The sequence below is a fragment of the Pseudomonas sp. PB120 genome (assembly GCF_009761815.1).
Classification (GTDB): domain Bacteria; phylum Pseudomonadota; class Gammaproteobacteria; order Pseudomonadales; family Pseudomonadaceae; genus Aquipseudomonas.
On record NZ_RWIN01000109.1, the window covers coordinates 24,950 to 37,987 of the forward strand.

Sequence of the window (13,038 nt, forward strand, 5' to 3'; positions counted from 1 at the left end):
TGGTGGATGTCAGTCCGCCATCGCGGGCAAGCCCGCTCCCACAGGTATTCCAGGGGAGTAAAAAGTGTTATGTACGCCATGGATCACTGTGGGAGCGGGCTTGCCCGCGATGGCGGACTGACAGGCACCACTGATGTCGACTGACACGGCCTCATCGCGAGCAGGCTCGCTCCCACAAGGGGTCATCAGGAACTAGCGAATGAAGTGAATCCTGCCGCTGTCGTCGTTGCCGATGTAGATGCCATAGACCCCAGCCTGGCGCTCCTCGATGTAGCGTTCGAGGATCTGCCGGATGGCCGGGTAATAGATGCTTTCCCAAGGAATGTCCTCGGGCGCGAAGAATTTGTAGTCGAGTGTCTCGGGCCCGTACTGGCCGGTGATTTCCAGCGCGGTGGCGCGGAAGATGATGTACACCTCGCTGATCTGCGGCACGCTGAAGATCGAGTAGGGCGACACGATTTCCGCGCGCACGCCGCTTTCTTCCCAGACTTCCCGCAGTGCTGCCTGCTCGGTGGTCTCGCCGGCTTCCATGAAGCCTGCCGGCAACGTCCAGGTGCCAGGGCGCGGCGGGATGGCGCGCTGGCACAGCAGGTACTTGCCGTCCTGCTCGATGATGCAGCCGGCGATGATTTTCGGATTGACGTAGTGGATGTAGCCGCAGCCGCGGCACATCAGGCGCTCGTGCGTATCGCCCGGCGGAAGCTGCGACTTGAGGTCGTTGCCGCCGCACTTTGGGCAAAAGCTCGGGCTGAACATTGTTCAGCGACCTATGCGCGGTTCTTTCAGCGCGATCGGCAGGGTGATTTCGGGAATTTTCCCGGTCTCTTCCTGTTTGCGCTTGAGGTAGTCGAGGGCCACGGCGGCGGCGGCGCGCACGTGGTCGACGCACGCCTGATGGGCCACCAGCGGATCGCCGCTCTTGATCGCCTCGACCATGCGTTCCATTTCCTGATTACTGGCGCCGCGACGGTTTTCCTGGGACACCGAGGTGGCTCGCAAGTAGCTGATGCGTGCCTGTAACTGGCGCAGCTGCGTGGCCGCGACGTGGTTGCCGGAGCCTTCGAGCAGGACGTCGTAGAAACCCTGGACCGAATCGATCACCTGTTGCAGTTCGCCTTCTTTGAGGGCCTTGCGGTTTTCCTCGAGGGCTTTTTCCAGGGCCTTGATGTCCTTGGCCTTGGCCCGCAGGGTGAACAGCTGGACGATCAGGCCTTCGAGCACACAACGCAGTTCGTAGATATCGACGGCATCGGCGAGGGTGATGATGGCGACCCGTGGGCCCTTGGCGTCGGCGAATTCCACCAGGCCTTCGGACTCCAGGTGGCGCAAGGCCTCGCGAACGGACGTGCGGCTGACCCCCAGGCGATCGCACAGATCGCGTTCGACCAGACGGTCTCCCGGCATGAGCTGGAAGTTCATGATGGCGCTTCGCAGTTTATCCAGCACGATTTCGCGCAGGGTAACGGGGTTGCGATTGACCTTGAAGCTGTCGTCGAGTGGCAGGCGTTTCATGGGGTCCGCTCTGAATGTGGCTGTCCATGCAAAAAGAGCACGTCGATCATCACGATCATCGTGCTCCGGTCAGATCAAACAGCCAAGGGTTAACTGGAGGCCTCGGCATCGGCTTCGGCGAACGCTTCACGGGCGAGCCGGAAACTGTCTACGGCAGCGGGGACACCGCAATAAATACCGACCTGAAGCAGAATTTCGCGTATTTGTTCACGACTCAGCCCGTTACGCAAGGCGCCGCGCACATGCAGCTTGAGTTCGTGCGGCCGGTTGAGGGCCGAAATCATTGCCAAGTTTATCATGCTGCGTTCTTTTAGCGACAAGCCCTCACGGCCCCAGACGTGGCCCCAGCAGTACTCGGTGACCATCTCCTGCAGCGGCCGGGTGAAGTCGTCAGCGTTCTCGATGGAGCGATTGACGTAGGCTTCGCCCAGCACCTGGGTCCTGATTTTCAGGCCTTTCTCGTATTTTTCGTTGCTCATCGCGCTGTGCTCCCGAAGTCGTCGAGCCCACCCATCAGGGTGTATTTGAGTTCCAGGTAGTCCTCGATGCCGTACTTCGATCCTTCACGGCCCAGGCCCGAGGATTTGATGCCGCCGAACGGGGCGACTTCGGTGGAAATCAACCCTTCGTTGATCCCGACCATGCCGTATTCCAGGGCTTCGCTCATGCGCCAGGCGCGGCCCAGGTCGCGGGTGTAGCAATAGGCGGCAAGGCCGAATTCGGTGTCGTTGGCCTGGTGGATCGCCTCGGCCTCGGTGTCGAAGCGGAACACCGCCGCCAGCGGGCCGAACGTTTCTTCCCGGGCGACCTTCATCGAAGTGGTCACGCCGGCCAGCACCGTCGGCTGGAAAAAACCGTGGCCCAGGGCATGACGTTCGCCGCCGCAGCGCAATTGCGCACCGTGGGCGAGGGCGTCTTGCACATGGTCTTCGACCTTGGCCACCGCGCGCTCGTTGATCAGCGGACCTTGGGTCACGTCGTCGTCGAAGCCGCTGCCGACTTTCAATTGCGCCACACGCTCGGCCAGCCGCGCGACGAACGCATCGTGAATGCCCGCCTGCACCAGGAAGCGATTGACGCAGACGCAGGTCTGCCCGGCGTTGCGGAACTTGGCAATCAATGCGCCTTCCACGGCCCGTTCCAGGTTGGCGTCGTCGAAGACGATAAAGGGCGCGTTGCCGCCCAGTTCCAGCGACACCTTTTTCAGCGTCGGCGCGCACTGGGCCATCAACAGCTTGCCGATGGCGGTGGAGCCGGTGAAGGACAATTTGCGTACCTGCGGGCTGGCGGTCAGCTCGCCACCGATGGCCACGGCGTCGCCCGTGATCACGTTGAAAATGCCGGGCGGAATCCCGGCCTGTTCGGCCAGTGCAGCCATGGCCAGCGCCGAGAACGGGGTTTCCGGTGCCGGTTTGACAATGCACGGGCAACCGGCGGCCAGCGCCGGGCCGGCCTTGCGGGTGATCATCGCCGCCGGGAAATTCCACGGGGTGATGGCCGCGACCACGCCAATCGGTTCCTTGCTGACCACGATGCGCGCATCGCCCTTATGGCTCGGAATGGTGTCGCCGTAGATGCGTTTGGCTTCTTCGGCGAACCACTCGATGAAGCTCGCGGCGTACAGGATTTCGCCCTTGGCTTCGGCCAATGGCTTGCCTTGTTCGAGGGTGAGGATTTCGGCCAGTGCATCGGCATTGGCAATCATCAAGCCGTGCCAGCGCTTGAGGAGGGTGCTGCGTTCCTTGGCGGTCAGGGCACGCCAGGCCGGCCAGGCGTTGTTGGCGGCGGCGATGGCTTGGCGAGCCTGTTCGGCGCCGAGGTTGGGCACCTGGCCGATCAGTTCGCCAGTGGCCGGGTTGAAGATGTCCTGAACGGCACCGTCTGGCGCATCCAGCCATTGGCCGTTGAGGTAGGCCTGTTGGCGGAACAATTGCGAGGCTGCTGGGCTCATGCCGGCTCCAAAAATGAGGTGAAAACCTGTAGGAGCGAGCCTGCTCGCGATGGCGGTGTGTCAGTCAATATATATGTTGAATGTCAGTCCGCTATCGCGAGCAGGCTCACTCCCACAGGGGATTGTGTGAAGCCATCAAGCCATCAGGCCAAGGCGGGCAGGGGGCCCAGCTTGCCTTTGTGGTAGATCATCGGCGTGACCGGCTGCTCGGGCAGAATCAGGTTTTTCACCGCGCCGACAATGATCGCGTGATCACCGCCGTCGTATTCGCGCCACAGTTCGCACTCGATGATGGCCGTGGCCTTGCCCAGCAACGGATTGCCCAGTGCGCTGAGGTGCCACTCGATGCCGTTGGCCTTGTCCTTGCCTTTGCTGGCAAACGCATAGGCTTCGGCGGTCTGGTCGGCGGACAGCAAATGAATCGCAAACTGCTTGCTGTCCCGCAGGATCGGGTAAGTGTCCGAGGCGTAGTTGGGGCAGAACAGCACCAGTGCCGGATCAATCGACAGCGCACTGAAGGCGCTGGCGGTAATGCCGACGATGCCGCCGTCCGGGTCCAGGGTGGTGACCACCGTGACCCCGGAAGGGAACGAGCTCATGACGTCTTTGTAAATGCCGGGTTCGATCATGGTCGGGGTCTCTTAGCGCATCACAAAAGGGTCAGGCATCGGTGCCTGGGAGAGGTTGATCCACACCGTTTTCAGCTCGGTGTAGGCCAGCACCGAATCGATGCCGCTTTCGCGTCCATAGCCGCTGTTCTTGAAACCGCCGATAGGCGCCATGGCCGACACGGCACGGTAGGTGTTGACCCAGATGATTCCTGAACGCACGTCCCGGGCCAGGCGGTGGGCGCGGCCCAGGTCGCGGGTCCAGATCCCGGCGGCGAGGCCGAACTGCGAGTCGTTGGCAATCGCCAGGGCTTCGGCTTCGTCTTTGAAGCGAATGACCGAGGCCACCGGGCCGAAGACTTCTTCCTGCATGATCTTCATCGAGTTGCGGTCGCATTCGAACAAGGTCGGCTCGTAGAACCAGCCTTCGCCCAGATTTTCCGGACGCTTGCCGCCCAGGCGCAGACGTGCACCTTCAGCGATGGCATCGGCGACCAGGCCTTCGACCACGGCCAGTTGCTGGGCGGTGGCCATCGGGCCCATTTCGCTGCTGTCTTCCTGCGGACTGCCGATGCGGATGCGCTTGGCGCGCTCCACCAGGCGGTCGACGAACTCGTCGTAGATCTCGTCCTGGACCAGCAGCCGTGAGCCGGAAACGCAGCTTTGACCGGAGGCCGCGTAGATCCCGGCGATCGCGCCGTTGATCGCGCTGTCGAGGTCGGCATCGGCAAAGATGATGTTCGGCGATTTGCCGCCCAGTTCCAGCGACAGCTTGGCGAAGTTTTCGGCGCTGCTGCGCACCACATGCCGGGCGGTTGCGGCGCCGCCGGTGAAGGCGATCTTGCGCACCAGCGGATGGCGGGTGAGGGCCGCGCCGGTGCTTGGGCCGTAACCGGTGACCACGTTGACCACCCCCGGCGGAATTCCGGCTTCCAGTGCCAGTCGCGCCAGTTCGAGGATGGTGGCCGAGGCATGCTCGGACGGTTTGATCACGATGGTGTTGCCGGCGGCCAGGGCCGGGGCGAGTTTGATCGCGGTCAGGTACAGCGGGCTGTTCCAGGGAATGATCGCGGCGACCACGCCCATCGCTTCGTGCACGGTGTAGGCAAACAGGTCGGGCTTGTCCAGCGGCAGGGTGCCGCCTTCGAGCTTGTCGGCCAGGCCGGCGGTGTAGTGGAAAAACTCCGGCAGGTAGCTGACCTGGCCGCGGGTTTCGCGGATCAGCTTGCCGTTGTCGCGGCTTTCCAGCTGCGCCAGTTGCTCTTTGTTTTCGGCAATCAGGTCGCCCAGGCGTCGCAACAACTTGCCCCGCGCCGTGGCGGTCAAGCCGCGCCAGGCCGGGCTGTCGAACGCCGTCTGCGCCGCCTGGACCGCGCGCTCGACATCGGCTTCGTCGGCATCGGGCAGTTCAGCCCAGGCTTGGGCCAGTGCCGGGTTGAGGCTTTCAAAGGTCTTGCCGGAGAGGGCATCGACCCATTCGCCGCCGATGCACATCTGGAAGCGTTCGAGTGTCATGCAACGATCCCCTTAATTTGGTTTTGTCGGGCGTTTGCCGTGTCCAGGAATTCCAGCAACAGCTGGTTGACCAGGCGCGGCGACTCTACGGGCATCATATGCCGCTGCTCGGCGAGCACGGCAACTGTCGCACCGGGAATTCGCTCGGCCAGTTCGCGGGCCATTTGCGGGGTCGAACCCGGATCGAGTTCCCCGGTCGCGATCAGGGTGGGCACCTGGATGCTGGCCAGATCGTCGGCGCGGTACATGTCCTGGGTGGCGAACAGTTCATAGGTGGTCAGGTAGCCCTGGGGATCATTGTTCGCCAGGGTCTGGCGCAGCGCGGCAATCTGCGCCGGATTGGCCGCCTGGTATTCGCGGCTGAACCAGCGCGACAGCGCGGCCTCGGCATTGGCATCCGGCCCGTGCTCGGCCGCCTGTGCGGTGCGGGCGATCACGCCGGCGCGCTGCTCGGGGCTGCGATTGAACACGCTGTTGAGCACCACCAGGCCTTGCAGGCGTTGCGGGTAATGCAGGGCAAACGCCCGCGCGACCAGCCCGCCCATGGAAAACCCGATCACCGTCGCCTGCGGTAACTGCAGGTGGTCGAGCAGCTCCAGCAACTGATCGGCGTAACCGAGCAGTGGCGTGCCACTTTCGGGGCGCGGACTGGCGCCGTGGCCGAGCATGTCGTAGGCGATCACGCGGTACTTCGTGGCCAGGCCCACGACCTGGCCGCCCCACATTTCTTTGTTCAGGCCCACGCCGTGGATCAAGACCACGGGCTGGCCTTGGCCGGTCGCCAGGTAACTGGTGCCAGCCGGGGTGCGTTCAGCGGTGAGCCGAATCATGGAGCGCTCCTGCATACCTTTTTGTTGTAGTGGCTCTCACCGGAATTACTGGGCCTTTTCGGCCGCCAGCTCTTCCAGGTCGATGTAGCGATTGCCGATGCGTGGGTGCAGGCGGCCGCCATCGGCACACCCCAGGACCACGACGATTTCGTCGGCGCGCGGTGCGTCTTCGATCTGCATTTCCAGGGTGATGTAGTGCGAACGCAGGCCTTCGTCGTCCTTGTGCATCATCGGGATCTGGATCGAGGTGCCAGGGCCGCCGCGCTTGTTGGTGAAGCTCAGGTAGCTCTTGGCTTTCACCGCTTCGCGGTAATGATTGCCAAAGCGCAGGGTGTGGATCACGGCGGAAGCGTGCTCGATTTCACCGTCCGCACCGACCACCGCAGCCTTGCCGTAGGCCTCGATCTTGTCGGCGCCACCGATGATGCCCACCAGGCGTTCAACCATCATTGCGCCGAGGTCGGAGCAGTTGGCGCGAATTTGCGGTTTCAGGTCTTCGACAAAGCCGCTGCCTACCCAAGGGTTCTTCATCACGACCGCCAGGCCAACCATGGTCACAGGCGTGTCAGAGGCCTTGCCGCCTTCAATGAAGGTTTCTTCGACGTAGCTGACGATCTTGCGGATTTCGAAACTCATGAGCTGCTCCGTATGAGGGTTGTGAGTGTCTGTGCGTCTGATGGTATACCATAATACCGACAGTGCAAGTGCCCGGCATGAATTTCTGGACGCAAGGCGACAAAACGCAGCAGAGTCACTAAAGCGAATAAAAACTATTGAAAAAAACTTCCATAAGCTTTAAACGGAAGGCTCACTGGCATATTGCTAGCAACCACTGAGTGAGAATCGCCACTAATTGGCACAGGGAGCGCTGATGAGTTTTCGTCCATTGACCGACTTCTCGCGGCAATTAAGCGACCGCGACGTTGTCGCATCTCAATCAGAAGGGAATTCGGAAACTGGCGGCATGGCCTACGCAGGCAACGAAAAAAATATCGAACACTTGCTGGACTCAGCGCGTCACTGGGACCACACCACGGCGTGGGTGGTTTACCGCGCCGGTGAGCAGATGCATTTGGTTGGACAGGGCGATCCACGGGTGCAGTGGCCGTCAAGCGTTGCGAATGATGAGTTCGAAGCCTTTTGCGAAGCCTGGCAGTTGCACCGTTGGCCGACCGGCCGAGGCGAAAGCGTGCTGGGTTGGCTGCTCGCACCCATTGACGACGCTGCGGAGCCCGCACTCGCCGAATTTGCCCAGCGCCTGGGCGTTCAGGTGCAGACCGATACCCTGGCTCGTGCGCAGATCACTCAGCGTGTGCTGTATGAAATCACCTACCTGGCCAGCTCGACCCGCGACCGCTCAGTGTTTCTGGTGGGAGTCCACCGGCTGCTGGCCAGCCTGATCGACGCCGAGAACTTCTATCTCGCGCTGTATGACCCGCACAGCGGCAAAATCGACTACCCGTATTACGTCGACATCATCGACGTGGATGCCCTGGAGTCCGAGAACTACGAATTCCTTGATCGCTCGCACCTGTCCATGACCGGCCAGGTGTTGACCAGTGGCCAGCCGTTGCTGATTGACTCCGCCGGCATTCTCGCGGCTCAGGCCGAGGGTCGTTTTTACTGCATCGGTGATCGCCCCGAGTTCTGGATGGGCGCCCCGCTGAAAAATGCCTCGGACGAGGTGTTCGGCATGCTGGCGATGCAGGTCTACGACGTTTCCCGCACCTACAGCGCTGAAGACCGCGCGCTGTTTCTGGTGGTGGCCCGTCACGTGGCGATGGCGCTGGACCGGATTCTGCACCGCGAGGACCTCGAAGAGACGGTGATGCGCCGCACTCTGGAGCTGTCGGAACTCAACGACGCCTTGCGCCAGGAAGTGGCAGACCGCGAGCGCGCCGAACATCTGCAGAGCGCGTTGTTCCAGATTGCTGAACTGTCGAGCCAGCCGGGCGACATGGCTGAATTGTTCCAGACTTTGCATGGCATCGTTGGCGACCTGCTGTTCGCGCAGAACTTCTATATTGCGCTGTTCGACGATGCGACCACTGAAGTGACCTTTCCGTACTACGTCGATGAACGCCAGACCACTTGCCCGGCGGCGCGGCGGGGGCGTCGCGGCTTGACCGAGTACGTGATCCGTCAACGCCGTCCTTGCCTGATCGACGTCGACGAGGCAGAGCGGTTGTCAGCGCAGGATGAAATCGAGCTGGCCGATGAGTATGTCCGTTCCTATTCCTGGCTGGGCATTCCCTTGTTCGATGGCGATGTAGTGCGCGGCGTGCTGGCGGTGCAAAGCTATACCTCGCAGGTGCGATACACCCTGCGCGACCAGGAACTGCTGACGTTCGTGTCGCGGCACATCGACACCGCGTTGTCGCGACGCACGGCCGCCGAAGCGATCCATGCCGCCAACCTCAAGCTCGAAGCCCGGGTGCAGAACCGTACCCGCGAGCTCGATCACGCCAACGCCAAGTTGCAACACGAAAACTCTCACGATGCGCTGACCGGGCTGCCGAACCGTACTTATTTGCAACAGCGCCTCAACCTGGCCTGGTCGCAGTTTGGCAGCGAAGGCGGGCACCTGGCGGTGATGTTCATCGACCTTGATCGCTTCAAGATGGTCAACGACAGCCTCGGCCACCATTTTGGCGACCTGCTGCTGATGCAGGCCGCGCACCGTTTACGCGGCTGCCTGCGTGACACCGACATGCTGGCACGCCTGGGTGGCGATGAGTTTGCGGTGCTCGCGCCCGAGGCGCCGCTGGACGTGGTGATCGAAATCGCCGAACGAATCCTGGTGGCGTTCGACCTGCCGTTTTTCATCAACGGTTATGAAGTGTTTTCGTCCTGCAGTATCGGGATTGTCAGCGCCGACAGTCAGTTCCATCACGAGCCGGCCGACTTGCTGCGCGATGCCGATGCGGCGATGTACCGGGTCAAAAGCGCCGGGCGCGACAGCTACGCGGTGTTCAACCAGGAAGTGCGGCGCGAAGTGTCGGACCAGGTCGAGCGTGAAGGGGCGTTGCGCAACGCCCTCAAGCGGACCGACGAACTGCTGCCGTATTTCCAGCCGATTGTCAGCGTCGAAACCGGGGAACTGTTGGCCCTTGAGGCACTGATCCGCTGGCATCAGCCGGGCGGCCGGGTGATCGCACCGGGCGAGTTCTTGCCCGATGTCGAGGGCCTGCGCCTGATCGGTCGACTGGACCTGTACATGCTCAACAGCATCGCAGCGATCCTCGCCCAACCCGAACACGCCAATTGGCCGCCGGTGCACGTCAATTGCTCCAGCTACAGCATGACGCGCCCGGACTTTGCCAGTGAGGTGCTGGCCCTGTTGGCGCGGCATCAGGTCGAACCGTCGCGGATCTGCCTGGAGCTGACCGAAGGTGCACTGGTGGCCGAACCGGCGATTGCCCGCTTGACCATGCAGCAATTGGCCGACAACGGCATGTCGGTGGTGCTCGATGACTTCGGTGCAGGGTTTTCATCCCTGAGCTATGTGCATCAATACCGCTTCAGCGGCTTGAAGATCGACAAGTCGTTCATCCTCGAACTGACCACCAGCCCCCGCAGTCGCGCCATTGTCCGGGCGATTGTGCGCATGGCCGAATCGCTGGACCTCAGCGTGGTGGCCGAAGGCGTCGAGGATGAAGCGACGCTGGTCCTGCTGCGCGAAATGGGCGCGGGGCAGGCCCAGGGTTACTACTTTGCCAAGCCGATGGGGCTGGAGGCGTTGTTGGCGAGTTCACTGCTCGAACGCTAGGGCCCGAGCCGTTCAAGTCAGGCTGAACTCACCATAGCTTCCAGGTGTAATCGACGTTCAACCGCAGCTCATTGTCATCCCGATGGCTGGCCCGGGCGGTGAAGTCGTTGCGGTACCAGGCGTTGCGCACCCGCAGGGCCAGGCCTTTAAGGGGCGTGCCCTGCAGCACGTAGGACAGTTCGATATCCTTTTCGCTTTCCTTCAGGTTGGAGCCTCCCAGCTTGGGCAACTCAATGTTGTCGCCGCTGACGTAGCGCAGCATGCCGTTGAGCCCCGGCAACCCCATGGCCACGAAGTTGTAGTCGTACTTGACTTGCCAACTGCGTTCCTTGGGGTTGAGGAACTCGGAGCTCATCGTGCCTTCGGTAATGACCAGCGGCTCGGTGCCGAACAGGTAGGGCATGGCAGACTCGCCGGTCAGTTGCATGTAGCCGGCACCGAATTTGTGGGCGCCCAACGAATACGTCAGCATCAATGCCGCATTGCGGTTGTCCACCGGGCCGGCCTTGGCGGCGCCGTCTTCACCGGTGACGAACAGGCGAAAGTCGCTTTTCAGGCTGCCGGGGCCCATCGGACGATTATCGACAAAGCCGTAGAAGTCCTTGCGGTACAGGTCGGCGAGTTCCGCGTGGTAGTACTTCAACGTCAATTGCGGCGACCAGGCGTAGTCGCCGCCGATGAAGGAAAAGCGGTCTGATTCGGCGGCGCCGTTGAAGCGTCCGTTGGGTGAACTCACCGACATTTTCTGGTAGTCGGTGGAGTCGCGCAGGTTGATGCGATCCAGCCAGCCGAGGTGCAGCGTCAGGTTGTCGATTTCCTGGGACTTGAGGTACGCGCCACGAAACGTTTGTGGCAGCAGGCGGGTCGGGCTGGCGAAGGCGATCGGCAGGAAGGTGCTGATGGTGCCCAGTTGCAATTCGCTTTTCGAGACCCTGGCTTTGGCGGTCAGCCCCAGTTCCGAATAGTCACTGGCCGGTTCCCGGGTGGTGGCGCTGTAAGGCAGCAGGCCGGTGCCGGCGCGATCCGGCGAAGAATCCAGGCGCACACCCAGCAGACCCTGGGCGTCCAAGCCGAACCCCACCGGCCCATCGGTGTAGCCCGAACGCACGTTGAGGATGAAGCCTTGCGCCCACTCGCGGGCAGCGGCCTGGGGCGTGGCGTTCACGTAATTGCGGTCGAAGTAATAGTTGCGCATCGTCAGGTCGGCGTGGCTGTCATCGACAACGTCGCTGGCGCCGGCCTGACCAAGGAAGAAAACGCAGGTGCAAGCGCTGAGCGCCCCAAGAGAAATCCTGAGCATGGCAGTGTTCACTTTTATTGTTGTAGGAAGGTGCCCGCGCCTTCGCGGCGCGGGGGTGTTACGGGTTGGGCGTCAGTCGGCGCTGGTGCCGTTGCGTCGAACCGACAGGTAAAACATCGCCAATGCCGCAATGACAATCCCCGGCGCCGAGGCCAGCATCACGCCGGTGGTACCGGTGCCCAGCGCGAGCATCTTGCCGGCCACCAGCGGTCCGCTCATGGCGCCCAGCCGGCCGATGGCGACCGCACTGCCCACGCCCGTGGCGCGGATGGACGGGCGATAGAAATGCGGTGCCAAGGCATACAGCACGCACTGCCCGCCAGTGGCGAAAAAACCGGCGATGAAACCGGCCGCCAGCATGCTTTGCAGTTGGCTGACCATGCCCAGCGCGGTCAGCGAACCGAGCAGCCCGACGTAGATCAGCGCCGACAATGCCCAGGCCGGCAGTCGGTCCATCACCCAACCCAGCAGCAAGGTCCCGGTCGCGGCGCCCAGTTGCAGGGCGAACATCACCCAGCTGGCCTCGCGACCACTGAAACCCTGGCCAACCAACAGGCTCGGCAGCCAGTTGATCAGGATGTAAACCACCATGAGCGTGAAGAAGTAACTCACCCAGATCATGGCCGTCGGCAGCGCGGCGCCTTCACGGAACAGACCGCGGACAACGCCGACGGGGGCGGCGTCCCGGGCATTGCGGAACTGCGCCGACTCAGGCAGATAAAGCCCCAGCAGCGGTACGATCAGCAGCGGTACCAGGCCGCCGACGTAGAACACCACCTGCCAGCCGCCGGCCAATTGCGCGATGCCGATGCTGGCGGCCATCGCGGCCCCCAACGGCACGCCGCAATACATCAGGCTCACGGCCATGCCACGCAGTTTTGGGCCGGCGACTTCACTGGTCAGCGCGATCAGGTTGGGCAGGGCGGCGCCCAAACCCACGCCCGTGAGGCAGCGGGCAACCAACAAGCTGTTGAAATCCCAGGCCATGGCCGTGACCAGCGAGAACAGTCCGAACAGCGCCACCGACGCCATCAGCACACGTTTACGGCCGATGCGGTCAGCCATCAGGCCGCCGAGGAAAGCACCGGGCAGCAGGCCGAAAATTCCAGCACTGAACACCCAGCCCATGTGTAATTTATCGAGTTCGAACGCGGCCGCCATGCCTTGAGCGGCAATCCCGGAGGCTTGCAGGTCGAGGCCTTCCATCAGGGCGACGAGGAAACACAGGGCGATGGTTCGTGTCATGTGCAGCGGTGTTGCCAGGTTGAGCGTTGTCATGGGGTGTACCCGTTTTATTGTTGTAATGTCATGAGCTTTGTAGGAGCGAGCCTGCTCGCGATGGCGTCGGCACACTCGACATCACCTTTGGCTGACCCACTGCTTTCGCCAGCAGGCTGGCTCCCACATTGAGATGCAGGTGTATCTACAGGTATTGGCGGTATTAGCGGTTTTTGAGCAGGTCCAGCGCGACGTCGACGATCATGTCTTCCTGACCGCCGACCATCCGCCGTTTGCCCAGCTCGACCAGGATGTCGAGGGTTTTCAGGCCGTAC

The 13,038-nt window shown here is 62.3% G+C and carries 11 protein-coding genes and 1 pseudogene; 1 reads left to right on the forward strand and 11 read right to left on the reverse strand.

What is annotated here, in order from left to right:
* Nucleotides 1-192: 192 nt before the first annotated feature.
* The 8 genes from EJA72_RS19925 to EJA72_RS19960 all read right to left on the reverse strand — a co-directional run bounded on the left by EJA72_RS19925 (nucleotide 193) and on the right by EJA72_RS19960 (nucleotide 7,052).
* The gene (locus tag EJA72_RS19925; protein WP_157713086.1) at nucleotides 193-756 is read right to left on the reverse strand and encodes an NUDIX hydrolase; all 564 of its coding nucleotides are present in this window, start codon (nucleotides 754-756) and stop codon (nucleotides 193-195) included.
* A gap of 3 nt (nucleotides 757-759) precedes the next feature.
* Nucleotides 760-1,512: a GntR family transcriptional regulator gene (locus tag EJA72_RS19930; RefSeq protein WP_157713087.1), complete on the reverse strand. Its 753-nt coding sequence runs from the start codon at nucleotides 1,510-1,512 to the stop codon at nucleotides 760-762.
* Nucleotides 1,513-1,601: 89 nt separating this feature from the next.
* Entirely contained in the window at nucleotides 1,602-1,991 is a 390-nt protein-coding gene (locus EJA72_RS19935; RefSeq protein ID WP_008059553.1) for a carboxymuconolactone decarboxylase family protein, read from the reverse strand.
* Nucleotides 1,988-3,463, reverse strand: coding sequence for an NAD-dependent succinate-semialdehyde dehydrogenase (locus tag EJA72_RS19940; RefSeq protein WP_157713088.1), 1,476 nt, complete (start codon nucleotides 3,461-3,463; stop codon nucleotides 1,988-1,990). Before EJA72_RS19940 ends, EJA72_RS19935 begins: the two co-directional genes overlap by 4 nt.
* A 143-nt stretch (nucleotides 3,464-3,606) precedes the next feature.
* Entirely contained in the window at nucleotides 3,607-4,092 is a 486-nt protein-coding gene (locus EJA72_RS19945; protein WP_157713089.1) for a flavin reductase family protein, read from the reverse strand.
* Between the two features lie 12 nt (nucleotides 4,093-4,104).
* Nucleotides 4,105-5,586: an aldehyde dehydrogenase gene (locus tag EJA72_RS19950; RefSeq protein WP_157713090.1), complete on the reverse strand. Its 1,482-nt coding sequence runs from the start codon at nucleotides 5,584-5,586 to the stop codon at nucleotides 4,105-4,107.
* Nucleotides 5,583-6,416, reverse strand: coding sequence for an alpha/beta fold hydrolase (locus EJA72_RS19955; protein ID WP_157713091.1), 834 nt, complete (start codon nucleotides 6,414-6,416; stop codon nucleotides 5,583-5,585). The genes EJA72_RS19950 and EJA72_RS19955 overlap by 4 nt, the downstream gene beginning before the upstream one ends.
* Before the next feature lie 45 nt (nucleotides 6,417-6,461).
* Nucleotides 6,462-7,052 (reverse strand): amino acid synthesis family protein, encoded by a 591-nt coding sequence (locus EJA72_RS19960; protein WP_157713092.1) that lies wholly within the window; start codon nucleotides 7,050-7,052, stop codon nucleotides 6,462-6,464.
* Between the two features lie 235 nt (nucleotides 7,053-7,287).
* Between EJA72_RS19960 and EJA72_RS19965 the strand changes: the two genes are divergently transcribed.
* Nucleotides 7,288-10,185 carry an EAL domain-containing protein gene (locus EJA72_RS19965; RefSeq protein WP_157713093.1) on the forward strand — a complete coding sequence of 966 codons (2,898 nt, stop codon included), beginning with the start codon at nucleotides 7,288-7,290 and terminating at the stop codon, nucleotides 10,183-10,185.
* Nucleotides 10,186-10,213: 28 nt separating this feature from the next.
* On the opposite strand, the gene EJA72_RS19970 is transcribed toward EJA72_RS19965, so the two are convergent.
* The 3 genes and pseudogenes from EJA72_RS19970 to EJA72_RS19980 form a co-directional block, all read right to left on the reverse strand.
* Nucleotides 10,214-11,485: an OprD family porin gene (locus EJA72_RS19970; RefSeq protein ID WP_157713094.1), complete on the reverse strand. Its 1,272-nt coding sequence runs from the start codon at nucleotides 11,483-11,485 to the stop codon at nucleotides 10,214-10,216.
* Nucleotides 11,486-11,557: 72 nt separating this feature from the next.
* On the reverse strand, nucleotides 11,558-12,763 hold the full coding sequence (gene mhpT / locus EJA72_RS19975; protein ID WP_157713095.1) for a 3-(3-hydroxy-phenyl)propionate transporter MhpT: 1,206 nt from the start codon (nucleotides 12,761-12,763) through the stop codon (nucleotides 11,558-11,560).
* Nucleotides 12,764-12,926: 163 nt separating this feature from the next.
* Nucleotides 12,927-13,038 (reverse strand): annotated as a pseudogene (locus EJA72_RS19980) (4-hydroxy-2-oxovalerate aldolase); the annotation flags it as partial.

Coding starts and splice junctions, on each gene's coding strand:
- EJA72_RS19930 (WP_157713087.1), bottom strand. CDS start 1,512: ATGAAACGCCTGCCACTCGACGACAGCTTCAAGGTCAATCGCAACCCC.
- mhpT (WP_157713095.1), bottom strand. CDS start 12,763: ATGACAACGCTCAACCTGGCAACACCGCTGCACATGACACGAACCATC.
- EJA72_RS19940 (WP_157713088.1), bottom strand. CDS start 3,463: ATGAGCCCAGCAGCCTCGCAATTGTTCCGCCAACAGGCCTACCTCAAC.
- EJA72_RS19925 (WP_157713086.1), bottom strand. CDS start 756: ATGTTCAGCCCGAGCTTTTGCCCAAAGTGCGGCGGCAACGACCTCAAG.
- EJA72_RS19955 (WP_157713091.1), bottom strand. CDS start 6,416: ATGATTCGGCTCACCGCTGAACGCACCCCGGCTGGCACCAGTTACCTG.
- EJA72_RS19935 (WP_008059553.1), bottom strand. CDS start 1,991: ATGAGCAACGAAAAATACGAGAAAGGCCTGAAAATCAGGACCCAGGTG.
- EJA72_RS19950 (WP_157713090.1), bottom strand. CDS start 5,586: ATGACACTCGAACGCTTCCAGATGTGCATCGGCGGCGAATGGGTCGAT.
- EJA72_RS19945 (WP_157713089.1), bottom strand. CDS start 4,092: ATGATCGAACCCGGCATTTACAAAGACGTCATGAGCTCGTTCCCTTCC.
- EJA72_RS19960 (WP_157713092.1), bottom strand. CDS start 7,052: ATGAGTTTCGAAATCCGCAAGATCGTCAGCTACGTCGAAGAAACCTTC.
- EJA72_RS19965 (WP_157713093.1), top strand. CDS start 7,288: ATGAGTTTTCGTCCATTGACCGACTTCTCGCGGCAATTAAGCGACCGC.
- EJA72_RS19970 (WP_157713094.1), bottom strand. CDS start 11,485: ATGCTCAGGATTTCTCTTGGGGCGCTCAGCGCTTGCACCTGCGTTTTC.